20 protein-coding genes, 1 pseudogene and 1 other annotated feature are annotated in these 25,729 nt (G+C 36.1%); of the genes and pseudogenes, 5 read left to right on the top strand and 16 right to left on the bottom strand.

Annotation, left to right across the window (positions count from 1 at the left end):
• The first annotated feature begins 152 nt into the window (after positions 1 to 152).
• The gene (locus tag WMO38_RS00200; protein ID WP_349160885.1) at positions 153 to 1,049 is read left to right on the top strand and encodes a DegV family protein; all 897 of its coding nucleotides are present in this window, start codon (positions 153 to 155) and stop codon (positions 1,047 to 1,049) included.
• 139 nt (positions 1,050 to 1,188) lie between these two features.
• Here WMO38_RS00200 and WMO38_RS00195 read toward each other — a convergent pair whose 3' ends face one another.
• Genes WMO38_RS00195 through WMO38_RS00180 form a run of 4 tightly spaced genes read right to left on the bottom strand, consistent with a single transcriptional unit; the run spans position 1,189 to position 5,070 of the window.
• Positions 1,189 to 2,154 carry an alpha/beta fold hydrolase gene (locus tag WMO38_RS00195; RefSeq protein ID WP_349160884.1) on the bottom strand — a complete coding sequence of 322 codons (966 nt, stop codon included), beginning with the start codon at positions 2,152 to 2,154 and terminating at the stop codon, positions 1,189 to 1,191.
• Positions 2,151 to 2,990 carry a leucine-rich repeat domain-containing protein gene (locus WMO38_RS00190; protein ID WP_349160882.1) on the bottom strand — a complete coding sequence of 280 codons (840 nt, stop codon included), beginning with the start codon at positions 2,988 to 2,990 and terminating at the stop codon, positions 2,151 to 2,153. The genes WMO38_RS00195 and WMO38_RS00190 overlap by 4 nt, the downstream gene beginning before the upstream one ends.
• A gap of 14 nt (positions 2,991 to 3,004) precedes the next feature.
• The gene (locus WMO38_RS00185) at positions 3,005 to 3,568 is read right to left on the bottom strand and encodes an NUDIX hydrolase (protein WP_021867169.1); all 564 of its coding nucleotides are present in this window, start codon (positions 3,566 to 3,568) and stop codon (positions 3,005 to 3,007) included.
• A 38-nt stretch (positions 3,569 to 3,606) separates the two neighbouring features.
• Positions 3,607 to 5,070 (bottom strand): 4Fe-4S dicluster domain-containing protein, encoded by a 1,464-nt coding sequence (locus WMO38_RS00180; protein ID WP_349160881.1) that lies wholly within the window; start codon positions 5,068 to 5,070, stop codon positions 3,607 to 3,609.
• Positions 5,071 to 5,346: 276 nt separating this feature from the next.
• Here WMO38_RS00180 and WMO38_RS00175 point away from each other — a divergent pair, with 276 nt between their 5' ends.
• The gene (locus WMO38_RS00175; RefSeq protein ID WP_349160879.1) at positions 5,347 to 6,624 is read left to right on the top strand and encodes an EAL domain-containing protein; all 1,278 of its coding nucleotides are present in this window, start codon (positions 5,347 to 5,349) and stop codon (positions 6,622 to 6,624) included.
• On the opposite strand, the gene WMO38_RS00170 is transcribed toward WMO38_RS00175, so the two are convergent.
• Positions 6,621 to 7,703: a glycosyltransferase family 2 protein gene (locus WMO38_RS00170; RefSeq protein WP_349160877.1), complete on the bottom strand. Its 1,083-nt coding sequence runs from the start codon at positions 7,701 to 7,703 to the stop codon at positions 6,621 to 6,623. The two genes, WMO38_RS00175 and WMO38_RS00170, sit on opposite strands and share 4 nt — an antisense overlap.
• Positions 7,704 to 7,779: 76 nt before the next feature.
• Here WMO38_RS00170 and WMO38_RS00165 point away from each other — a divergent pair, with 76 nt between their 5' ends.
• Positions 7,780 to 8,757, top strand: coding sequence for a stealth family protein (locus tag WMO38_RS00165; RefSeq protein ID WP_349160875.1), 978 nt, complete (start codon positions 7,780 to 7,782; stop codon positions 8,755 to 8,757).
• Positions 8,758 to 8,760: 3 nt separating this feature from the next.
• Here WMO38_RS00165 and WMO38_RS00160 read toward each other — a convergent pair whose 3' ends face one another.
• From WMO38_RS00160 to WMO38_RS00130, 8 genes and pseudogenes are all read right to left on the bottom strand, one after another.
• Positions 8,761 to 9,558, bottom strand: a complete 798-nt coding sequence (locus WMO38_RS00160; RefSeq protein WP_186836323.1) for a ZIP family metal transporter — start codon at positions 9,556 to 9,558, stop codon at positions 8,761 to 8,763.
• A gap of 9 nt (positions 9,559 to 9,567) precedes the next feature.
• Positions 9,568 to 10,677: an MGDG synthase family glycosyltransferase gene (locus WMO38_RS00155; protein WP_349160873.1), complete on the bottom strand. Its 1,110-nt coding sequence runs from the start codon at positions 10,675 to 10,677 to the stop codon at positions 9,568 to 9,570.
• Complete coding sequence (locus WMO38_RS00150; RefSeq protein WP_349160871.1) at positions 10,665 to 10,973, bottom strand: glycerol-3-phosphate acyltransferase; 309 nt, start codon at positions 10,971 to 10,973, stop codon at positions 10,665 to 10,667. Before WMO38_RS00150 ends, WMO38_RS00155 begins: the two co-directional genes overlap by 13 nt.
• A 104-nt stretch (positions 10,974 to 11,077) precedes the next feature.
• Positions 11,078 to 11,326 (bottom strand): annotated as a pseudogene (locus tag WMO38_RS15195) (glycerol-3-phosphate acyltransferase); the annotation flags it as partial.
• A 177-nt stretch (positions 11,327 to 11,503) separates the two neighbouring features.
• Positions 11,504 to 13,219, bottom strand: a complete 1,716-nt coding sequence (locus WMO38_RS00145) for a carbon starvation CstA family protein (RefSeq protein WP_349160870.1) — start codon at positions 13,217 to 13,219, stop codon at positions 11,504 to 11,506.
• 124 nt (positions 13,220 to 13,343) lie between these two features.
• Positions 13,344 to 13,615, bottom strand: a binding site (T-box leader).
• Between the two features lie 116 nt (positions 13,616 to 13,731).
• Positions 13,732 to 18,084 (bottom strand): right-handed parallel beta-helix repeat-containing protein, encoded by a 4,353-nt coding sequence (locus WMO38_RS00140; RefSeq protein ID WP_349160869.1) that lies wholly within the window; start codon positions 18,082 to 18,084, stop codon positions 13,732 to 13,734.
• Between the two features lie 131 nt (positions 18,085 to 18,215).
• Positions 18,216 to 19,613, bottom strand: coding sequence for a radical SAM/SPASM domain-containing protein (locus tag WMO38_RS00135; protein ID WP_186836327.1), 1,398 nt, complete (start codon positions 19,611 to 19,613; stop codon positions 18,216 to 18,218).
• 138 nt (positions 19,614 to 19,751) lie between these two features.
• Entirely contained in the window at positions 19,752 to 20,315 is a 564-nt protein-coding gene (locus WMO38_RS00130) for a TetR/AcrR family transcriptional regulator (protein ID WP_349160868.1), read from the bottom strand.
• A 215-nt stretch (positions 20,316 to 20,530) separates the two neighbouring features.
• On the opposite strand from WMO38_RS00130, the gene WMO38_RS00125 reads away from it, so the two are divergent.
• Both WMO38_RS00125 and WMO38_RS00120 read left to right on the top strand, forming a co-directional pair.
• Positions 20,531 to 21,952 carry an MATE family efflux transporter gene (locus WMO38_RS00125; protein WP_186836329.1) on the top strand — a complete coding sequence of 474 codons (1,422 nt, stop codon included), beginning with the start codon at positions 20,531 to 20,533 and terminating at the stop codon, positions 21,950 to 21,952.
• Positions 21,953 to 22,118: 166 nt separating this feature from the next.
• Entirely contained in the window at positions 22,119 to 22,496 is a 378-nt protein-coding gene (locus tag WMO38_RS00120) for a pe-pgrs family protein (protein WP_349160867.1), read from the top strand.
• 187 nt (positions 22,497 to 22,683) lie between these two features.
• On the opposite strand, the gene WMO38_RS00115 is transcribed toward WMO38_RS00120, so the two are convergent.
• The 3 genes from WMO38_RS00115 to WMO38_RS00105 form a co-directional block, all read right to left on the bottom strand.
• Entirely contained in the window at positions 22,684 to 23,880 is a 1,197-nt protein-coding gene (locus WMO38_RS00115) for an SLC13 family permease (protein WP_349160865.1), read from the bottom strand.
• 12 nt (positions 23,881 to 23,892) lie between these two features.
• Positions 23,893 to 24,141 (bottom strand): hypothetical protein, encoded by a 249-nt coding sequence (locus WMO38_RS00110; RefSeq protein WP_021867154.1) that lies wholly within the window; start codon positions 24,139 to 24,141, stop codon positions 23,893 to 23,895.
• Positions 24,142 to 24,584: 443 nt separating this feature from the next.
• A complete protein-coding gene (locus WMO38_RS00105; protein ID WP_349160864.1) occupies positions 24,585 to 25,019 on the bottom strand; it encodes a hypothetical protein in 435 nt (144 codons plus the stop codon).
• Positions 25,020 to 25,729: the final 710 nt, after the last annotated feature.

Genomic DNA, 25,729 nt, shown 5'->3' with positions numbered 1-25,729 from the left:
AGTGTTATGTCTTGTAGTTTTTAATACTATGTGATATATTAATGTAAATATTTTATTGCGTCTTTATGTTCCGTAATAAACATTTAAAGTAACCACTCATAAAGGTAATAGAAAAAAATATTATAAGTAATAGAAAATGGAGATTTAATTTTATGTTTAAAATAATTACAGACACAGCATGCGATTTTCTTATGGATTATGCAGCTTCCGTAGATGTCACACTCATTCCGCTTTATATAACATTTGACGGTGAAACTTATTACAAAGACAGAACTGAGCTTTCAACTGATGAATTCTACAGACGCATAACAGAGGAAAAGATATATCCAAGAACATCTCTTCCAAGTGTCCAGGATTATATAGACGCATATCTTCCTGCCGTAAAGGAAAACATTCCAATTGTTACAATATGCCTTTCTACTGCTTTAAGTGGTGCAGTCAACTCTGCCAGAATGGCAGCACAGCAGGTTATGGAAGATTATCCGGATGCAAAAATCACAGTAATCAATTCTCAGTTCATATCTGCTGCCGAAGGTCTTTTAGTATATGAAGCAATCCGTATGAACCGCGATAACATTCCTTATGAAAAAGCAGTATCTATTCTTCAGAAAATGACAGACATCGGAACAGTTTACTTTACAATCGGCTCTCTTGATTACATCAAAAAAGGGGGCCGTCTTGGAAAACTCGCATCTATGGTAACAGGAATTTTAAATATCAGGCCAAGTCTTTTCCTTAAAAACGGTGAGGTAAACGTAAGCGGTCTCTGCCGTACACGCAAAAAATCGGTTGCAAACGTATTTGAAAGCTGCAAAAAATATTTCACAAGCAGAAACATTGACCCGAATACTTACGATATTTCGGTTGCATCGGCAACTACGCCGGACGAATGTGATGAGCTCCGCCGTCAGGTTGAAACAGATTTCAAAATCAAATGTGTTGAGAGCCGTGAACGCTTTGACTTACGCGTAAGCTCAATAACAGGCGTACACACTGGTCCTACAACAATCGGCATCGGTATTATGCCTAAGTATGAGACGCTGATGTAGGAAATTATACAGTATTAAATTTACAATATGAAGTATGCATTATATATTTAACACATTATAAAATTAAAAAAACGGTATTTTTTGAATATTGACACGAAGTGTCTGAATCAAAAAATACCGTTTTTTACTTAGTGTTATTTTATCCTACTCTCTCAACTATCCAGTTATAAATGTCCTCAAACACTTCCTGTGCGTTTATTTCACTGTGAAGCTCATGACGGCAGCCATCATATAACTTCAGTTCAACATCATCCATATGTTTTTTATATTTATTATAAATATGCTCTACTGCCTTTCCATACTCACCTACAGGGTCTGCATTTCCCGATGCGATAAGCAGCGGAAGCTCCTTTGGTGTCTTTTCGATATTTGCATCATTAATTACATATCTGATGATTTTTAACATACCTTCATACGCATTAACCGTAAAAAGGAAACTGCATTTTTCATCATTTACATAGTTGTCAACTATATCGGGATTTCTTGTAAGCCAGTCGGAATCCGTCACGGGATTTTCTATACGGTTGTTGTATGTGCCGAACATCATTTTATTGAGCGTCTCACTTCTGTAACGGTCACCGTGAAACAGCTTTGTAAACTTTACAGCTAAAAGACCTCCGTCAACCATAATCTTTGGCTGGTTGCCAGTTCCTAATATAACAGCCGCATCAAGTTCATTACCATACATCATAAGATAACGTCTTGTCATAAATGAGCCCATGCTGTGTCCTATAAGAATATATGGCAGTTCAGGAAAACGCTTTTTCATTATAATTGTCAGCTTGTGCATATCTTTAACAAGATAAAGTCCGCTGTTATTTCCTTTTGCAAAATATCCCCAGTCATTTTTATCATTAACTGAATCTCCATGTCCCAGATGGTCATTTCCAGCTACAACAAATCCACGTTCAGCAAGATATAATGCAAGTCCTTCAAATCTTTCTATATGGTCAATCATTCCATGTGCAATCTGAACCACACCTACAGGATTTTCATATTTTTCTTTATCAGGATACCATAGTACAGTATGTATATCACACACGCCGCTTGTTGATTTAAATAAATGTTCTTCTTTATTTATTTTTCCAGCTGATGTCTCTGTCATTGCTTCTCCATTCCGCCTGCGGCAGCTCCCCAATAAGCACCGCCAAGCTTTCCTTTATATTCTACAAATTTAACTTTATAAAAAGCTTCCTGTCCTATCTGTCCAACTGTGTCAGGAACACTTACAGTAAGATTGATGCATTGGCTGAAAGCTCCATATCCGATATTTTTTACACTTGACGGAATGCTTAATTCTGTAATACCTGTACATCCTGCAAATGCATAGGTTCCTATTTCTTCAAGTGATGAGCCCATATCAATCTTTGTAAGCTGTGTATTGCCATAAAATACACCCGAAGCTATTTTTCTAATACCATCAGGCAGCTTATATTCTGATGGTACATTCTGCACAGAAGAAAGAATGTTATTAATTATTACAGCTCCATACTGCTCATATTCATTCTTTTCCCATATTGTATTTTTTACAACATTAGTCCCAACCGACTCTATTGTTGAAGGAAAATTAATAGTTTCAAGATTATAACATCCTAAAAAGGCATTTTCACCTATCGTTTCAACACCTTCAGCAATCGAAATCTCTTTAATATTTGCACAATCCCTGAACGATTCTCTTGCAACTGATGTAACTTTAATACCATCAATTTCCGTTGGTATGATAAATGATGACTGCTCTTTTGCCGCATCTGTAAATCCGGTAATTTCTATTGTCGCATCATCTTTTTTCACATATGTAAACATCTGTGTTCCCGGCTTTTTTCCACAGCCTGCCAAAACAAGCCCACACATCATTACAAGGTAACACAAAACCGCAGTTGACATATTTCTTTTAAACATAACACATACTTTTCTGCCAACTTTACTTATAAATGTATACATTAATTTCCTCCATTTTACTTCTGCTTTGACCACATATAACAATATGCCTGGCTTCTCGCGGCAAATGGCTGGTTTTTAAGAAGTTCCCTTATCTGTTGTCTTGTATACCATGCTGCCTGTATTTCTTCAAGTGTTGATGAACTTGGTGCAAATCTTCCTTTTGCTTTTCCGATTACTACAACATTAGTTTCATTAGAAAAACCTATTGCACTGTAACTGTTAATAAGTTTGTCTTCAACCTTTACAAGTTCAAGTCCCGTCTCTTCTCTTAATTCCCTTGCCGCTGCCTGTTCCGGCGTCTCCCCTGCATCTACAAGCCCTGCCGGAAAATTGTATACATAATCATCAACAGCCATTCTGAATTCCCTGTTTAACAATATATGTTCGTCATCTTCATCAGTCATAATAATGACAACTCCGTCAGTCTTTGGATTTCTAATCTGATCTTCACTGTCAATATTGCGGTTTCTGCTTATCATCTCATATACTTTTTTCTTATTATCTTTTGTTGTATATGTAAGATTATACCTGTTTATAAATGCACCTTCATGCACCTTTTCTATTCCATTAAATTCCACATCTGCTACCTGCCTTATTTTTAGTATCAGCATACGATTTATTTGTGCATGCCAACCTTTGAAGCATCAAATTTATCAAGATTTTCATGAACTCCACGTGCATCAGCTGCCTGTATAAGCTTATCTCTGTCTTTCTTAAAGAACTGTTCATTCTTGTGTCTGCTCGGACCGCCTACGCATCCGCCCTCGCACATCATTCCCTCTATAAAATCAACATCAAGCTTTCCTGCTTTCATAAGAAGAAGTGCTTTCTTACATTCATCAGCCCCGGCACACTTTTCAATCTTGAAATCTGATGTATCAACTCCTGATTCTTCCATACTCTTTAAAACAGCTGCCGTAACACCTCCGCCGTTACCAAAACGCTTGCCATAAACACTTGACTGCTGTGCTGTATTTTCCTCAGGTTCAAAAACTATTTCTTTAGCACGCATCATTGCACGGAACTCACCTATTGTAAGAACATAATCTGCATTTCCTTCAATTGACTTATCCTTGATTTCATCTTTCTTGGCAATACAAGGTCCTACAAACACCGTGATGGCGTCAGGATATTTTTTCTTTATCATTCTTGATATTCCGCACATCGGCGAAACAGTATCTGATATACACTCAATAAGTTCAGGATAGCATTTTTTAATCATATTAACAAATGCCGGACAGCATGATGTAGTCTTTTTTCTGCCTTCATCATATGCTTCTGCCCACTCTGCTGCCTCAGATGCTGCTGTCATATCAGCTCCAAGTCCTACCTCATACATATCAGTAAAACCAAGTTTCTTACATGCTGTACGGATACTTGCCATCGTGATATCTGCTCCGAACTGTCCTTCCATAGCCGGTGCAAACATTGCAAATACCTGTTTTCCTGAAATAATAGATTTAATAACATCAACTATTGCTGTCTTTGAACCAATTGCACCGAATGGGCATCTATGTATACATTTACCGCAGCGGATGCACTTACTATCATCAATAAGACAGATTCCCGTCTCTTCATCCATAGTAATTGCACCCACAGGACAGGCTTTTTTACATGGTCTTATAAGGTCTGCAATCGCATTATATGGGCAGTTTCTTGCACACATTCCACATTCCTTACATTTATCAGGATCAATATATGCCCTGTCACGCCCCATCGAAATCGCACCAAATTTGCATGACTGCTGACATGCTCTTGCCATACATTTACGGCAGTTGTCAGTTACAATATAGTGTGAAAGCGGACAGTCTGCACAGGCAGATTCTATTACCTGAATTACATTATCTGATTCCTGCTGGCCATTATCGTTAGGACAAAGTCCTTCTGCAAGCCTTACTCTCTGTCGTACGATTTCTCTTTCCTTGTATACACAGCAGCGAAACTTAGGCTTCAGCCCAGGAATCATTTTATATGGTAAATCTTCTTTTTTCTCATCAAACTCACCCGAATAAGCTAGTTTTGCTACTTCATATAATACTTCATGCTTGATTTTTAAAATTGTTGCGTCATTTGTCAGCATATTGTACTCCTGTCTGTCTGCTTGTTTCTTTACAGCATAAATGCCTCACAGACCTTTAGATTTATTTATTAAAATATACCATTTATACCTCCTCACTTCAACCTATTTATCAGCCTCGTAGAATTATTCTTTTGTAAAAAAATGATATTAAAAATTGTAAATCAGTTGCATATATAGTTATTTTGTAATATAATAAATATAGTTTATTTCGTGATTAATTTTAATTCGTCTTACGAAGTTCTTTCTGTAAGGCAGAACAGGGAAGGTACTGGGTTTATGCAATATGATACATTGACGGGTCTTCTTTCTAGCAAAGATTTCCATGATACATGCGAGAAATATATAAAAGAGGGTTCTAAAAAACTCGTTTTAATAGCCAGTGATGTGAGTAATTTCAAGTATATCAATGAGTTTTACGGACGCGATACAGGTGATGAATTTATAAAAACAATGGCTGATTACTTTTATAAAGAAAATCCACATTGTCTTGCTGCCTGCCGCAAAGGAAGTGACCAATTTCGTGGTCTTTACGATCTGGGAAATTTTTCCCATGACAGGGAGCTCGAACGGATTGTTGATATGAATACAGCCTTTGAAGATATGATGAATAAAAAGTATCCTAATGTATACATACATGTATACACAGGCGTTTACTTTATCTCCGATTCATCAGAAGATACTGACACTGCTCTTGACCGTGCTCATATTGCAAAAAAGCAGGCAAAAGGGAAGTTTGATGTAAAGTTTCAGGTATATAACCAGAATGATATGACAACCATGCTCAATAACATGCGTATGTCCAACATGTTTATCCATGCTTGCAGACAAGGTCGTTTATTAATGTATCTGCAGCCCAAGTTTTCAATTTCCAAAAATAAAATCGTCGGTGCTGAAGCCCTTGTTCGTATTCTGGATGACCATAGTAATATTATTCCGCCCGCCCAGATTATCCCTGTGCTTGAAAGTACAGGTGTTATAGACACGCTTGATAACATAATGATTGAAAAAGTCTTTGAACTTCAAAGACGTTGGATTAACGAAGGGCGGGAAGTCTTTACAATTTCAGTCAATGTATCACGGCAGCGTTTTACAAAAGGTGATTTCACTGATATGGCAATTGCTCTTCAGAAAAAATATAATATCCCACCATTCCTTATTGAATTTGAGATTGTTGAATCTGTTTTTATTGAAAATACCGACACTATTGTCAACACGACAAATCAGCTGCGTTCATATGGTTTTCTTGTAAGTGTCGATGATTTTGGATCCGGATATTCATCACTTAACCAGATTGCCAATATGCCTGCTGATACAATTAAACTTGATCATATATTTGCCAGCAAATCACTGTGCACTGACAAAGGCCGTATTTTAATCCGCACTTTAATCAATCTGCTTCACCAGATTGATTATAATGTTGTCTTTGAAGGCATAGAAACGCTTGAGCAAAAGCAGCTTGTCGAGTCATACGGATGTGACCTGATTCAGGGCTTTTATTACAGCCGCCCTATTCCTGTCAGTGATTTTGAAAATAAATATATGTGTCTGAATTAATCTTCTTTTCTGCCCGTATCAGACAGCCTTTCGTCAATATGGCAGTCAACAAGAAGCTTTATTCCTAATGAAAGAAGTAGATACATATTACATTTCATCAAAAAAGCAAATCCACCCAGCATTATTTTATATGATAATGCTGGTATTTTTTTTGTATATCTTAATGGATTTTTTAAATATTTTTTAGTCAAATCATATGATGCATACCTTTTTAAAAGATTTATTACAGCACTTATCTTTCCTGTACTGTACTCATACTCCATTTTTCCATCAAAAAAGGCAGCAAAATATATTGTCCATGCAACAATACTTTCATAATTTTCAATTTCATCTTGACTGTACTGTTTTTTTTCATAATTCAAGCTGTCAATTTTATCCTGCAGATCCTGTGCAATCCTCATCCAGTCTTTATCACCATCTTTGCGGTATGTATTGGAAACTGACTGTTCATTTCTCCTGTATACATAAATTTTTTTATCTATAAATGCATATCTTGCACCTGCAATATAGCAAAAATAATTGTATATCTTATCCTCAGCATATCTGTAATCACCAAATTCAATCTTATTGCTGTCAAGAAAGCTCTTTCTATACAACTTTGCCCATGCATACGACAATGTTCCTATTGAAAAAAATCCACCAAAAGTAAAATCCACTGAATTCATATCTAATCCTGCAAATCCACTGTTTTTTGAAGCATCCAGAAGCCTGTTCTTCCACAATCTCTGGTAGTTTCCAACTACTATATCCACATTCTCCATCTTTTTTGTAAGTTCAGATACAACACAATTATCAGTAAGATAATCATCGGCATCAACAAACATAACATAATCGCCATCCGCTTTACTCATTCCGTAATTTCTTGCAGCTCCTGCAGTACCACATTTATCATGATATACTTTTATATTGTCATATCTGCGGGCATACTCCTTACATACATCCGGACTTTCATCATCCGAACCATCCTCCACAACGATAATTTCAATATTTTTATAATCCTGCAAAGCAACACTTTCAAGACATTTTCCGACATACTCAGCAGCATTGTATACAGGAACAATAATTGATACCTTTTTCATTTTTTCTCCATTCTTGCACATTTTTCAACATTATAATATAATTAAATATAGTAATTTAAGTCCCCGGAGGGTTATCGTGAATAAATTATCTCTTTTAAATAATACACCTGTTGATTTAGTTTATAAATATATTGATTTGAGCGATCCGGCTCTTAACCGCACAGATTCAGTCCGCAAAGATTTTGACAATAACGAACTTCAGTATTCTATCCGCTCAGCATTGAAAAATATTCCATGGATTCGGTACATTTATATCATTATGCCTAATGAGCGTGTAAGTTTTCTAAAATCTGCCGATTTGATTTCACAGCGTATCAAATATATTAAAGACAATGATTTACTCGGATTTGACAGCTCGTCTTCGACAACTTTTGAATACAATCTCTGGCGTCTGAAAGACTTTGGCTGCTCAGAGCACATTATATACGCTAACGACGATAACTTTTTCGGAAATCCTCTGAAAAAAGAAGATTTTTTCTACGAAGATGCGGGAATCGTGTATCCTTATACATTATATAAGGACAAGACAGGCTCTGATATGCGTCATTCTATAATGACAAAATATTTTATCGCCGACAAATTTCTTAAAAAAGCAAATCCAAATACAATGTATGGTTTTTATTACAGGGTGCTTTCTGCCCACAGCATAACATGTGCGGCTTTACAAGAAAAAAAATTAACATTTCCGAAACGTCCTTTAAACACACTGCACAATGCAATTCCTTTGAAATTATCCGAGATAAAGACATGCTATAATATAGTAAAAAAATATTACCGATATGCAGATGTCTGTCTTTCTAGCACAACAAATGAGACAGTACAGCCTTCTTTTCAGAATCTTTACGGCTTTTACTTTGTCAACGCAAAAAACAGAAAAATCAACAGTTCACTTTCATACGGAATTTCAAGTATACAAAGATGCACTGCCGAAATTGGAAATTATGATTTATTCTGCCTTAATACCGGTGCCGATGGCGGAAGCACCGAGGCCCGCCGCCATGAAATCAAAGTTATGGAATCACTCTTTCCTAATCCATGCCCATATGAAAAATAATAATTATCCAAGAACTACATCAAGTGTCATCATAATCGAAAATCCCACAGCAAATGCTATTGTTCCAATGTTTGAATGTTTACCCTCTGACATCTCCGGTATAAGTTCTTCAATCACAACATATATCATTGCTCCCGCGGCAAAGCTTAAAAGATAAGGCATCGCAGGAACTATGAATTTTGATAAAAGTATGGTAAAAGCTGCTGCCACCGGCTCTACTGCTCCTGAAAGTATACCGTACCAGCATGCTTTTCCTTTTTTCTCTCCCTGTGCATGAAGCGGCATTGAAATAATCGCTCCCTCTGGAAAATTCTGTATGGCTATTCCGATAGACAGTGCCAGTGCACCCATAAGCGTAATCTGCGAATTTCCCAAAAGATAACCTGCATATACTACGCCAACTGCCATTCCTTCAGGTATATTGTGTATAGTGACTGCAAGTACCATCATCTGTGTTTTCCCAAGACTGCTATTTGGTCCTTCTGATTTACTGCTGTTCATATGAAGATGCGGAACTGCATTATCAAGAAACAAAAGAAATAATATTCCAATCCAGAATCCTATAAATGCCGGAAAGAATGACATTTTTCCCATTCCCTGTGATTGTGTCTGCTCCATTGCCGGAATTAACAGGCTCCATATTGATGCTGCAACCATAACTCCCGCAGCAAATCCTGTCAATGCTCTTGTTGTCATTTCCTTCATATTATTTTTCATAAAAAACACACATGCTGCACCGAGTGACGTTCCCACAAATGGTATCAGCAGGCCTATAGAACAATTCAAAAAATTATCACCCATATGTCAGCCTCACTTTTCCATATTATTTTTCACTAAATTATATATATTCATTGAACTGTTTTTTGATATTATATCTGACTGATTTTTTATCATTATATCTTTCTGCTTATCGTCACGAAACAATTTTATTCCCTGTTTTATAAGTCCGTCCGTTGTTTTTGCACTTATGCTCATGCCATTTTTCACAAAGAACCTGCTGTTTTGTGTCTCACATCCCGGAATAGGCTTTGTATGTATAATCGGAATATTGCAGACAGCCGCCTCTGTTGATGTAAGACCTCCCGGCTTTGTATATATGACATCACATGCTTTCATATAAACAGGCATATTGTTAACCTGTCCTTTTATTATTACATGCGGTATATTTTCATCTATAAGCTGTTTATACAGTTTTTTATTAGTTCCACATATTACTATTATCCCCTCATCATCATTTAAAGCATATGAAAGTTTTTTTACAAGTTTTGAAATATCACCGGCACCCATGCTTCCGCCTGACACAAGTATATATTTTTTATTTTTGTCAAGCGAAAGGATATTTTTTGCCTCTTTTTTTTCTATATTATCATTACATGAAAGCGAAACCGGAATACCAAAACTTCTAAGCTTTTCTTTCTTAATTCCACGTTTTATAATCTCACCGTTCAAACTTTCATGCGGTGTTATGTAATAATCGCAGTTAGTCTCTTCCCAAAACGGAATACATGTATAATCTGTCATCACAGCTATTGTAAGCGGAAGCTTCATACCACGTCTTTTCATGTAAGTTATCGTCTCCGCCGGATACAGATGAGGCATAATAACTGCATCTGCAGGATTTTCTTTGAGATATTGTTTTATATATTTTGCCATAACTGAATTCACATAATAAACCGGAGACCTGTGGCATATTCTGCTGACTCCCATCCCGAGTTTATATACTGCACCAAAAAGTCCCGGAACATTTTTTACAGTTTCTATATATACATTTCCGACCGTCTTTGAAACTTTATTTCCCGCAAGGCAAAGATAATCAAGCACGACTGCTTCATCCCCGTTTTTTTCAAAAATCTCTTTAACTGCCCTGCCGGCAGCATTGTGACCCCCACCGGTATTACACGATAAAATCAAGATTCGCATACTTTCTCCTTTTCTGTACATATTACATGTTTATAAATTACAATAAAAGAAATTATTATTATTCCAAATATTACGCTTTTTTCTTTGACAAAAAATAAAGACAATGCTATTACACTTCCAAATGTTATAATAGTTCTTCTTGCATGACTCTTTATTCTTAATATCAAAGAAAAGAACAGATAACATGCAATAAGAATCGTAAGCGGCATTGTGTCAGGATAAAGCCCCAACATGACACCAAATGAAACCGCAATTGCCTTGCCGCCTGTATTTCCGTCTGCAAATACCCGTGGCATGTTTTTTCTCTATTAATATATTTCATGCGGAATTTCATATAAAAATAATAAACGCTGAATGCATGCCCCATAACGGGAGCTGCCATAACAAATGCAAACAAAACTGACTCTCTGCCAATATACTTTGCACTGAAAAATACAGGTATAAATCCTTTTAATAGTTCAGCAATAAGGACGCTTATACCACAGATAAATCCGCCGTATCTAAATGCGTTATATGTTCCGGGATTACCATCATCCGACAATTCGCATATGTTAATCTTTTTAAAAATACGCGGAATTTCGTATCCATAAAGAACACTTCCAAAACAATATCCGATGCATATTGCAAGCCAATAATATAAATTTTTCATACACTCCGTCCCTTCTCATATTTACGTAATTTGGGCAGATTCACCCTAAATGCATTTCTGCACCGGGACATTGTATTTTGCCAGCATAAATAAAAAACGTTTTCTACTATGTTTATATAATAATCATAACAGAAAACGTTTTTATTTTAAATATATTTTATTAATTTAACATTCTAATTAAGCCTGCTCTGTATTCTTCTTTGTTGTGAAGAGTTTCTTTAAGCAGCTGTATGCAACACATACACCAAGTACCATAAGTGCTGCTGCAACGATAAGCTGTAAACCATCAACAAGGAATGTAGCTTTACCATTTACAACATTGCTTACAAGAGCGATTACTTTCTGAACAAGAGCTGTAAATGTTACCGCAAGCATGATGAACATAGGAGCATATAATGTCCAGCCTGTTCTTCCTGTTGTCTTTAAGAATACTGCTATAGCAATAAGAACCATAGCTGCAAGCAACTGGTTTGCAGAACCAAATAATGGCCATACATTGTTGTATCCACCAAGTGTTAAAAGGTAACCAAAGAACAATGTGATAACTGTTGCAAAATACTTATTTGTAAGAACTCTCTGTACAGGAGTCATTGTAGCCGGGTCTGTGCTGTCTCCATAAAATAACTCCTGGAAAGACATACGTCCGATTCTTGCTACTGAGTCAAGTGATGTTAAAGCAAGAGCTGAAACGCACATTGTCATAAATACTGTTGCTACATGAACAGGAACACCTAATTTTTCAAGGAATCCGGCAACACCTGTTGAGAAAATAGCAAATGGAGTACCAGCTGGTTTTGTACCATTAACAGCAACAGCACCAACTACTACAAGTGCAACGATACCAAGTAATGATTCAACAACCATTGCACCGTAACCAACCATAGGCATATCTTTCTCATTGCTGATTGTCTTTGATGATGTACCTGAAGATACAAGACTGTGGAAACCTGAAACAGCACCACATGCAATTGTTACAAATAATGTAGGGAAGAGCATCTGTTTTGAAGCACCGCTTCCTAATGTAAATCCGTTAAACGCATTTAAGTTCATGCTTGGATGTGCAACAACAACACCAAGCACAGCACCGATAATCATACCGAGAAGCATGAATGTTGTCATATAATCTCTAGGCTGCATTAATAACCACATTGGCATAACTGATGCAAGGAAAAGGTAAGCCATGATGATGTAAATCCATGCTGACTTTGTAGCATAAATTGGAAGTGCCATACCTACAGCGAACATAGCAACCAAAAGCACGATTGCAACGATAGCCTTAACCCATTCGTTCATCTTCTTACCAGCTTTTACAATTGACTTCTGAACAAGTCCAAAGATAATAGCAACAACGATAAATAACATAGAAATTGAAGCAGCAGAAGCATCTGCATTAGCAGTCTTTTCTGTCATTCCTTCAACACCCTTTGCTACGAATGTACCGGCAACCATATCTGTGAAAGCTGCAATAACAAGGAGTGTAAATAACCAGCAGAAAAGCATGAATAACTTTCTACCTGTCTTACCTATGTACTTCTCAATAATCATACCCATTGACTTGCCTTCATTCTTAACTGATGCATATAAAGCACCAAAATCCTGAACGGCACCGAAGAAAAGTCCGCCGACAATCAGCCAGAGTAAAACAGGTACCCAGCCGAATACCGAAGCAAGAATAGGACCTGTTACAGGACCTGCACCTGCGATAGATGAAAACTGATGTGAAAATACTGTAAACTTAGATGATGGAACATAATCCTCACCATCTTCATGAGTGAATGCAGGTGTCTTTGCTTTTGGGTCAAGTCCCCACTTATTAGCAAGCCAACGACCATATAAAAGATAACCTGCACCTAAACAAACGATTCCGATTAAAACAATAACTAAACCATTCATTTTGTTTCTCCTTCCCTGACGGAATATCTATAACCGTCTATGTATAAATGTTTATTCAGAAAGTTCTACGCAATTTCCTATTTATAAAAAAAAGCTTTCGTCTTAAAATATGCCTTACAGCATACTCAAAGACGAAAGCTAAAACTTCCGCGATACCACTTTGATTGCCACTTACGTGACCACTCTGCCTCATCTGACGGATACTTTAAATCGTCCGTTTAATAAGCTTCTATATAACGGTAGAATACCGGTGACACTTAATCTTAATCAATATTGACTAATTTCAGTGCACTGCTCGCAGATGATGTTATCCAAAATCACATATCATCTCACACCAGCCGATGACTCTCTGCAATGCAAACATCTTGGATAAACTGTTCTGTTCACTGCATTTAACTTTCTGTTTACGTGTATTTATAGCACTCCGTTTATAAGATGTCAACACTTTTTTAATAAAAATTTTAATTTTTTGATTATTATCAAAAGTAATGCAGTGAACAAACTTATTTTAATTAATTATTTTTATATTTTTTCTTTTTTGATAAAAATAATGCCGCACCTGATACTGCAAGAAGCATAAGATACATGTAAAGGTTGAAATTATCACCTGTATTTACTGAATCGTCCGCTGTACTTCCCAAAACCGGCTCTTCTTTAACATCAATATTGGCATTGTTTCCATTATCTGTGTTATCTTTACTGCCCGCTTCAGAACCGCCAGATATTACTTCTTTAGCCTTATCTGTGTATACAATGGCATATGTTGAAAACTTATCTGTTTTAAATGTAATAACGCCTGTTTTTTCATTAAACTGACACTTATCACTGTCCAAAACAGTAACTTCGCCATTATGCACTCTTATAATCTTATATGTTCTTTCGATATTGCTATCTTTATTAAGGAGCTTCTCAGGAACTGCAATCTGTAATGTCACTTCTTTATTAACCTGTGCACTTACTGCTTCACCATCACCAATCTTCTTAATAATGCTTATATCAAAAATCTGTCCGATATTACCATTTTCAACAAGTGATGAAAGATTCTTTTCTACAAGTTCTTTCTCTTCGGTCTTAACTTCATCATTAATAACAAGACTTACAGAAATATTGCTTCCTGCAGCAATTGCAGCTTTTTCTTCATCAGTAAGTTCAACTGATGCTTCAATTTCCTTTGCTGTATCCTCTGCATTATCAATCTTTGGTGCATCACCCTTGCTTTCAACATTACCTTCTGTCTTGCCCGGTTCAACCTGTTTTTCAAATGAGCATCCAATCTTGGAACCGTTTACTCCTGCTTCATAAATCCTGCTGTCGCTCTTTAATTCATAAAGCTTGTTTACGTTAATGCTTCCGTCTGCATTTCTGAATACCTCATGGTAATCTGCTGCATATGATCCATTTGATGCATTGTATCCAGGAATAGTTGTATTCACAAAATCACTAAGTGCAACTGTATAATCTTTTGCCTCAGAGCCTGTGTACTTTGTCTTTGCTCCGTCCTTGCAGGTCCATTCATTTACCCAGTATGTTCCCACACCCTTGTAATTGTAAAGCACATGGCTTAACTTGCCCTTGAACTGGTCTGTTGCTGCATTCTTTGATGTTGCTGCCGATACGATATTCGTATATTCTGCATCTGCTGATGTCCTGTAGCACATGAAATTTGCCTTATTCTTATCGTACATGCCATTGTTTACGGCAATACAGTTGCTCATCTTTATGGCTCCGCCGTTGCCGTTATCCGTAAATCCTGTCGCACCGTTATTGAATGCAAGACAGTTCTCCACAACGTGCGGTGTAGGGCATGCCCCGTTGCTTCCGCCAAGCTTGAAACCGTTCATGTCGCCGTTTGCTGAACCTGAACCATCCGTAAGCTTGCCGTTGCCGAATGCTATACAGTTCTTTATTGTTACTACCCCGATTGGGCCTGTTGCAGGCTTTGCATACAGATCCCATCCGTCATCACTGTTGCAGTATGAAATACATCCGTCAAATACATTTCCCTCGCCGCATGTAAGCTTTGCTGCGAATCCGTCCGCATTCTCACATGTTTTGATATCCTTGTTGTCATATGCCGTACAGTTAAGGATTGTATTGTATGACGGCCACTGTTCTATTGAATTATATGATGTATTGTATCTGCTTATCTGCAGACCTGAATCATGGTTTGCATAGAACCTGCAGAGTTCAATCACATTATGGTCACCTGAAAGAAGCATTCCGTTGTCACCTGCATTGCAGATGTCAATGTCATAAAAATGCCAGTATGAACCGTCAAGTGTTATTCCCCTGTTGGAACCTTCTTCTGCCATTCCGTCAAAGTTGATTGTTACAGGCTTTCCATTGATGCTGCTTACTGTCTTGTAAGCATCTGCTGTGCCGCTGTTATCCTCTGAAATGATAACAGGTGCCTTATACATGTCATATACATAGTATGTTGCAGAAAACATCCAGATTGTATTTCCCGGCTTTACCGTGTTAAGGGCTGTTACAAAATCCATCGGTTTCTCATATGAACCGTCACCCTCGCTGCTTCCCTTTGCAGATACATATATATCTCCATCCTTGAAGCCCGGTGCCTGTTCACGCACTTCATTGTCAACCCTTTCACCGGGTTTGTCACCTTTGTCTGTATCGCCGCCTGTTCCCGGTTTGTCTTCGCCCGTTCCCGGCTTGTCTTCGCCCGTTCCCGGCTTATCTTCTCCTGTTCCCGGTGTCTGGCTGCCATCTCCCGTGAATGAAATATAGAAAAGAATTGTTGAATCTTTCTTTGCTATCTTATGTTCACCTGCTTCAACATCCATTGAAATTACACCATCTGCGTCTGCCTTGACATCTTTTCCATCAATCTTAATTCTTTTTGACGCTTCTGTTACAAGCACAAGCTTTCCTTTTGATGCTGCCTTAAATGTGACTGATGTTGAACTTTCAATTTTAAGGCACTTTGTAAGATTGAGTCCGTTATATTTATTTGTTCCCTTCTTATCCGCAAGATTTCCTGAAATAGTAAAGAAACTGTCTGCTGTTGTGTAATCTGTTGTGAAATTATGTACAGCTGAAGCTGCTGTCTCACCCGTTGACGGCTTGTCTTCACCCGTTCCCGGTTTTTCTCCTGTGCCAGGCTTATCTTCTCCTGTGCCAGGTTTATCCTCACCCGTTCCCGGTTTTTCTCCTGTGCCGGGCCTGTCTGTGCCTGAAACACTGCCGCCTACAGATACAAGGGTTGTCTTGTATGACATAAGTTTTGCTTTTAATGGTTCATTAACCGCATATGATTCGTCATCAACTGAATTGTCAAATGTCCACTTGAAATCCCCGCCGTTCATGCGTCCTGCATATTTTACGACTGTATCTTTCGCATCCTCTGCTGACTGTACACTGTATTTGTAAAAATCAGCTGCCGTATCGAAATTGCTGTACTTTGAACCGCCCTTTAATGCAGAACAGTCAATAACTTCGTCTCTTGATGATGCCTCATAGAAATCAAATCCTGCTGCATCCTTCTGATATGTGACCGCCGCCTTTGCTCCCTCGATGTGGTTGCCGTATGCTTTGATCACGCCGCCGTTTTCACCTGAAAAGATTCCATCTGAAGACTCGGCATACTTTATGTCTGAGCCCTGTCCTGCCATAAGCATAGGGAACTTGCAGTTTCTGTAATAATTATTTTCTGAAAATACGGAACTTCCCATTGTTGCACCGATTCCATACTTTGAATTACCATCATAATAGTTGTTGTATACATGCACCGTACATGTCCTGATTCTCGGGCATCTTGAATCTGCATGGTCATACCAGTTGTGGTGGTATGTTATGTAATTTGATGTTGTCTCACTCTTCATTCCCTGAAGATTGCTCTTTCCTGTATCATAGAAATGATTATATGAGTGTGTGACATATGTTGATGTCTTTGTATCAAGTGCTCCGTCACCCTTCTTCTGGTCTGCGTCTGAACCTGCATGTCCATAGAAGAAATCACAGTTATGTACCCATACATGGTCATTGTCCTGCTGGAGGCCTACGTCATCACCCTCGTTACTGTCGCAGTTCATGTATGCAAGGTTTCTGATTTCAACATTTGAAGATCCTTTAACGCGGAGTCCCCAGCCGTTTGCCGTTGCATCCTCGCCGATACCTTCAAATGTGATACCGTTTTTGCATCCGTCTATTACAATATCACCCTTATCCATGCTTTTTAAATCAGTGATATTGCCGACAAGTCTTACATCAAGTGGTCTGCTGTCCTTGCCTTTCTTGAATCCGTAAAGTATTGCCTGAAGTCCTGTGCATGAAGTAACTGCCCCTTTTGAGCCTGTCACAACATCAAGGGACACTGTATCCTTTGTATCCTCTGTAATATATAAAACAACTGCGTTGTCTTTTAATGTTCCGTCCTCGTTATATGCACCTGATGATGTTCCGTTGACAAATCCGTAACCGCTTCTGTCATATGCCATTACTTCAACAGCAGGTGTTATCATGCTTGCCGTTGTGCTGTCAGTAACAGCTTCAACCTTGAACATATATTTTCCCGCTTTAAGGCCGGGTGCATCAGCTCTCCAGTAATCCGGATACTGTCTTATAAGCTCATCGTCAAGCTTTTTGTAAGCTGAATCTGCTTCTGTTTCGCCCTTGATATAGACGTTATAAGACTTTGCTCCGTCTACAGGCTGCCATTCAACATAGGCACTCTCGTACCATCCGATGCATTCTCTGCTGCTCACAGTTACCTGTGACTGTGATGCCACAGAACCGTCTTTTGCATATGCAGAAATCCCCTGCTGTGGCAGATATGAAAGCGTCATTGCAAACGCCATCACTACAGCCGCAGTCTTCCTGCATCTAAATAAAATACCCTTCTTCATAAATTTACTCCCTTTTTACATAATATGAGTTTTATCAAACTCTATTTTGTATTTTATCATATCTATGAAAATAGTCAATATTTATATATTCAACAGATGTTCACAGCTATTTTTGTGCATTTTCACATACATTATTTCTTTTTATAATTTTCGTAAGAATGTTTTTTATGTTTTTCTTCTGCCCAGAGACGTTCTGCACAAGGCTTCCATTTTCTTGCATATTCCTCACATTTACCGCATAGATGCGTTACATCCTCCGGAGACTGCAAATCTGTTGACTTCGCACCTGTTTCTTTTACCATCTGCTGCAAAATCTCCGGATTTTCAAGCATCGGACATGGGCGGAGATGATTTTCATTAAACGGCTGTCTGTCACGATATGCCATAAATAATGGCTGTTTCAATATTTCAAGCAATGAATGCGTACGTATATTAGCACCTGAATAATGTATAAATACACAAGGTTCTGCATCACCATTTGCATTAATATGGAAATAATTTCTTCCACCGGCAATACATCCGCCAACATATTCACCATCATTCTGGAAATCCATTGTAAATATTCCTTTGCCGTCTTTCATATTACGAATCTGTCTTACACGGTCTTTCATATATATACGCTGCTGCATTGTTGGCAGAAGTTCAACTGCTGCATCATTGCCAACCGGCATATAATGGAAATAAAATGCATAACGGCATCCTTTTTCGACCATCAAATCAACAAATTCATCACTTGTAACTGTTTCAATATTCTTTGATGTATAACATATTGATGTACCAAATATAAGTCCATACTGCTTTAAAAGCTCCATTGCATGCATTACTTTTCCGTAAACACCATTACCGCGTCTCAGATCATTAACTGCTTCAAAGCCTTCAAGACTTATTGCAAGATAGAAATTGCCGACTTCAACCATCTGCTCACACAGCTTTTCATCCACAAGAGTACCGTTTGTATATGCAAGAAATGCACAATCACTATGTTTTTTACACAATTTTATAATATCTTCCTTGCGTACAAGCGGTTCTCCACCTGTAAACATATAAAGATATATACCAAGTTCTTTTCCCTGAGTTATAACACTATCCATCTCATCGAATGTAAGATTAAGTTTATTGCCGTACTCTGCCGCCCAGCATCCTGTACAATGCAGATTACATGCACTTGTAGGATCCATAAGAATAAGCCATGGCACATTACAGTCATGTACTTCTCTCATCTTTCTTATAGTCTTAGTTCCATGGAAAAATGCTTCGTAACCAAGATTAAGTGCCGTTGTCTTCAAGACATGCGGATTAATTTCATCGAGAAGTCTGTTAATATATTTATTTAAAGTTTTGTCTTTATCACAAATAAGTTCTTTTACTTTATTATAATCAACATCTATCTTTTCTGAGCCCATATATTTTTCCATAAGGTCAACGAGTTTTGTAATTTCTTTCTCTCTGTCCTTATCAGCATTCTTTAAAACAATATCAACAGCCTTTGAAAATGCAGCTCTTCCTGCTATATGTGTCATTGTACCCATAAATATTCCTCCTGCGTTTAAATTCTTAAACTTAAATGCATTATATATTTATGAAATACAGCTTCACACAGTCAGATAGATTATTATGTCTGATTTTCAGTCACTTGTCTGAAAATGTCTAATTTTTAACAAATATATTTAATTCTTTTTTATTTCAAATGCTTTAACCGCATCGGACACAGTCGCCTCAAATATATCTGCAATTTTCTTTACAAATTCTTCCCGTTCTTCAGGCATGCCACTCCGAATCCATTCTATAGTACATCCAGTTACAGCATACTTATAAAAATCACAGATAAATATAATATTTTTTTCATTTATTTCAATATTTTCAGAATTAAGCGTAACAAAACGCCTTATAAAATTAGGTGTAACAGCCATTAAATACTTTTCAATTACACTTCTGCTTCGTGAATTATATATATGAAGCAATGCGTTTTTATATTTCATCATTACATCAAATGCTCTCATACATTCATCATAAAATGTCTTGCTGTTTCCATCTTCTTCTATTATTTTCTTGCTTTCTGTGCTTACTACATCTTCAAGCAAATCATATATATCTTTATAATAATAATAAAATGTGTTTCTATTAATTCCACATTCATTCACAATTTCTTTTACAGTTATCTTGTCAAGAGATTTGCATGCAAGCATTTTCAAAAAAGTATCAATAATAGCCTGTTGTGTAAATTTAGACACGTGGTATTGCCTCTCTTTCATCTTTAATTTATTATTAACTTCTGTAATTAATGTTAATTATTTTACCATATTGCAGTTGCATTTTCCATCATAATAAATTGAAGTAATGCTTTTTTTCTGTATTTTATTAAATAAAAGTAACTTTTATCATTGCATTTACAGCATTATTTTTTTAAACTAATACCTGATTACTAATTAAATGGAGGACTTTTTTAATGGCTGCAGAAAACAATATCAATTCATCCGGTTCTGAATTATCTGAAAAAGACAAAAAATTCAGGGACTTTGCATTAAATGGTAATTTATGGAAAGTAATATTTTACGTATGTATACCACTGTCCGTTTTTCAGCTTATAAACCACCTTTTTAACATTCTTGACACTATGATGGCATCACATGTAAGTGCTATAGCTGTTTCGGCAGTTGCATATCTTTCACAGCTCCAAAATATGATTAGTGCCGTTGGTACAGGTCTTGCAGTAGGAAGCTCCTTAAAAATCAGTGAGGCATATGGTGCCGGTGATTATGACATGGTTAAAAAACGGTTAAGTACGTTAATTACAATCTGTGGCATATGCTCAGCAGTTGTTCTTTGTATACTTCCTTTTACTCCTGTGCTTCTGCGTTTATGTGGAACACCCGAGGATTTTATTAATGTAGGAACAAAGTATTTTATAATTACACTTTTTTCAACAGTACTTAGTTTCTTTAATAATGTATACATAGCCATTGAACGTTCACGCGGCAACTCTAAAAGAATCCTCCGCCTTAATATGTTTGTAATCATATTAAAGCTTTCAATCACAGCATATTTTATCTATGGACTCAACGCCGATATTACAATGATTGCCGTTGCAAGTGTTATTTCACAGGCATTTCTTTTTGTAATGGCAATACATAATTTATGTTCAGGAAACGATGCATTTACATTCAGCTTTAAAAGTATCCGCTTTAAGAAAAACGTTGTTAATCCTATGCTTAATCTTTCTTTCCCTGTCATTGTGGAAAAAGTTGCATTTGCAATGGGAAAAACAGTAATTAATTCTATGAGTAAAAACTATGGTTCTGTAACTGTCGGTGCACTTGGAATATCAAATAACATCAACGGAATTACAACCCAGATGCAAAATGGTTTTCAGGATGGCGGTGCTTCAATAATAAGCCAGAACCGTGGTGCCGGAAACATCAAACGGGCTCTTGGAACATTCTGGAGACTTGTGATTATTGAAGCATCACTTGGATTAATTATGTATATCATATTAAATATCTTTGCCGGTCCAATAACATACCTTTTTGCCAACAGCCAGGATGGATATAATGTGGAATTCCAGAATATGATTATTAAAGTTTTCCGTTACGATTCACTCGGCGGATGTGTTCCTCTCGGAATAAATGCAGCAGTCATGGCACTTTTATTTGGATTTGGAAAAACAAAGCTCACTCTTTTTTGTAATTTCTGCCGTGTTTTTGTTTTCAGAATCCCTATTCTTTGGGCATTACAGAACTTTACAACTCTCGGAAGTGAAAGTGTCGGAATCGTAATGTGTTTAAGTAATATACTTACAACTATTTTATCTTGCATCGTTGCATTCTTTGTAATACGAAACATTAAAAAAGATTACAAAGAAATGATATAAAATATTAAATAAAAAATGTCATAAATTTACTATTGATTTTTTGTGCATTATAACTATATAATATATTTGTATCGAGTTGATTGATTCTCATGTATGATATATTACAGAATGAGTAACATTCAACTATATCCTTTTAATTTGCTTTTTATGACAGGAGGTTTGTCTTATGAATAATAATTATGAAAGACCTGTTGCCTTTGTTATACCTGAATCAGCAGAAGGCATCTATGCCGCAAGCGGTTCTGGAAATATGACTGTTAGTTCTCTCAATGTCTGGGACAGATGGAATGGCGGTGGAAAAGGGCTTATCTCTGTTTCGTGGTCAGGAATCAATGGAACAGTTTCTCTTACAATCAATTTTAATAATACTATTGATCAGGTAGAAGTTGATGGTGTATCAGCTAACAGCCGTGTTTCCGGAAGTTCTGCAACAATAACATTCAATGCATCCGAAGCTTCCTCATGTACAATAGGCGTTCATGTTAATAACGGTTCCAACATTGATGCATTGGCTGTAACAGGTTATGATTATTCTGTAACTTAACAAGCAGCCAATTTTATCTTAATCTAAAAAGGTTACGCATATTTCTCTCCGGAAAAATATGTGTAACCTTTTGTTTTTGTTTACTCTTTTATTTAGGTCTGTGGTTTCATACGCTTCTTAATACATAAAGGATGAATCTCTCCACCATGTCCCCATCTGTCAAGAACCATTCATCCTTAGATTTAATTTATAAACTCAGATAATATAATACAACGAGAATTATCAAAAATACAATATTCGATATAGTAAATGCAACAAAATATTTCTTTTTCAAATCAGGTTTATCTCTTGATATATATTTAAAACTGATAAGACTTGCCATAGATGCAATTAATGTTCCCAGTCCTCCAATATTTGTACCTACAATTAATGCGGAAATATTATCTGTAAAACCAGCAAGTAAAATAGCAGCCGGAACATTACTTATAACCTGACTTGCAATTATAGCAGTAATAGTTTCCCTACCGCCTATAATTCTCATAAGTGCATGACTGAAAAACGGAATTCTTCCCACATTTCCTATAAATATAAACAATGCAACAAATGTAGCCAGTAAAGAATAATCAACTTTCGTTAATACTTTTCTGTTCCTTATAACTGAATACAATAATACAAGTATAAGCGGAATTATATAATGTACTTTATGTGCAACAGCAAGAATACTTATCAAAAATAAAGCTGAATAATTTATTAAATATGCCTTATTAACATTTTTCAATGTTTTACCATATACTTTTCTTATATTTCCCGTATCAGACTGATTTTTTACATTTCTGTCGTCACTTCTTTTTTCCAATATAATTTTTAAAGCTGCTACCCATACAATAAGCAGAATCAGCGAAACAACACAATATGGCAGCATTAATTCCACAAAACCCAATACACCTGTATTAGATGATTCACTATTAAGTTTACCATATAAAAAAAGATTCTGAGGATTGCCTATTGGCGTTAGCATACTTCCAAGATTTGCCGCTACCGTCTGCATTGCTACACAATTAAGAATCCATTTTTCACGCACACATTCCTCTGTTTTATTAAGTATTATAATCGCTAACGGAACAAAAGTAATAAGTGCAACATCATTCGTAATAATCATAGACATAAAAAAGCACAACAGAACCAATGTCAGTACAATCGAAGATGTATTTTTTACTTTGTTTAATACTTTATCTGCAATAAAATCAAAAATCCCCTCCTGTCTGAATACCGCCACTATCGTCATAAGACAAAAAAGTATTGCAAGTGTCCTGAAATCTATATATGTTAAATACTGTTTGTCAGGTTTAACTGCAAGCATTGAAATCACTGCTAATACAATTGATACAACAAGCACTGTATCTGTTTTAACAAATTTACATATCTTTTTCACATATATCTTCATTTTAACCGCCTTCTAATACTTAACATTTAGACGATGACTGTAACCTTCCATTCTCTTGGCAAAAATATCAAGTCTTGCTTTGAATTTGGTATATGTTTTCTCATCAATCTTTGATTCTTTATGGTAATTATTCAGCATTAAATCAGCGTCTTTATATGCTTTTATCGCCAAATCTTTATAATTATTTTCCAGATTCATCTGAATCTCATTAAATGCTTTTTCAAGCTCTTTCTTTGATATATCTTTTTTAAATAATGACATTTGTAATTTCCTTTTATATTACATATTCATATACAAACAATAATTTATAAGCATGTCAATGCCACTTCCACTGTTTCTTTATCTATTCCAAAGTATAGCACCATTGTAATTACAGGTGCAACTCTTTTGCCTGATAGTTTATTTAATACATTATATATTTTTGTGTTGTATAGTACATAATTATTCTCCACAATAAAAATTCCCCACCAGCCACTTATTGACCAATGGGGGATAAAAATAATTATAAATTTTCTAAAGTATTATTTTTTTATCTTTTATTAAGCTCTCTTCTTTCATATTTTTTATTCCATAATTCTACCAAACCTAAACATGTTCTTTCCTTCTGTATTCTACTCTACTTTAGAAAACATTACTTAATACACAATCTATTTTACTCTCTCTGTATTTTTTTGTTAGTAAGTATGTTTATATTTTAATAGTACCTATAAAAAATCTTTAACTTGAAATACCAATCTTTCTTCCTGTTTTATCAGTTTTTTAGCTATATCCTTTGTCTTTTCGTCTGCCGCCTTATACTCATTAAGATATTTATTGAGAGACTTCACTCCCATATTGCCACCGTCTGTCATAAGCTCCGCAATCGTTGAATCTGATTCGTTCATCATAAGTTTTGTATTTGTCTTTATCCATGACATACTTTTTGCAATAGAGTTTGGCTCTTTTCCATTATCATGAAATTCATCCAGCATTTCCTGTATTTGTGCCTGTAACCCTAAATGGTCATCTCTGCATTTTGTCAATACATCATGCAGCCTGCTGTCATCCACATATTTAAGCACCTCATTTATAGATTCTATTCCCATTTTTATACCTGCATCACATTCACGTAAAAGTTTTATTGTATCGGATTCTATCATTTCTCTGCCCTCACATTTATTATAATTATTTTTTTAATTATTCCCTGGTGCAATAAATTTTATTCATAAACACTCAACATCACAATTTTACATGCTCAAATTTTTTCCATATATCGGATAAACAAAAAGAATAAACAAAAAGAAAGACCGCTATATAAATTCTTACATAACGGCCTTTCTAACACTGTTCTTCTGTATTCAATTTTTTCTCCTTTTCGATAAATGATTGAATTCATTATGTTCCAACCTAATCGACTTTTGTTACTTAATGTAACTTTTTTGCTGTATATAACAGCTTAATTTTTTTATTCCCTGCCTCGTAATAAATACTTAGAAAGTTACTACTCTTTGTAAATGGTGATAATACTAAGTTTCAGTATGCTTGGATTCTTCACATTCCTTACATCTTCAAAAAGTATGATTACTATTTTCTCTCAATCTATGTATTATATGTGATTCATATTTCATATATACGTCTTGTATATCTCAAGAAATATATCAGCTTAATATCATAAACTTTCAAGTTGTATTAATCATAGATTCTTTTCTTATATGTTTCTTTACACAAATAAGAAAACCTTATGTATTAACTGTGTGGTAAATGTTCAATATGAAATGCCAGCTTATGTAACCTTTAACTTGTTCATCATCTCTATCATTATGATGTTAATTATTCAATATGTTGTAAAGGTCTTTCTTGCGGGGAACTG

Origin of the sequence: Lachnospira hominis (ex Hitch et al. 2025) (genome assembly GCF_040096395.1) — a bacterium.
In the GTDB taxonomy this organism is placed as follows: Bacteria; Bacillota; Clostridia; order Lachnospirales; family Lachnospiraceae; genus Lachnospira; species Lachnospira hominis.
The sequence above is the reverse complement of the archived record's forward strand: the minus strand, read 5'-3'. Positions and strand labels throughout refer to the sequence as shown.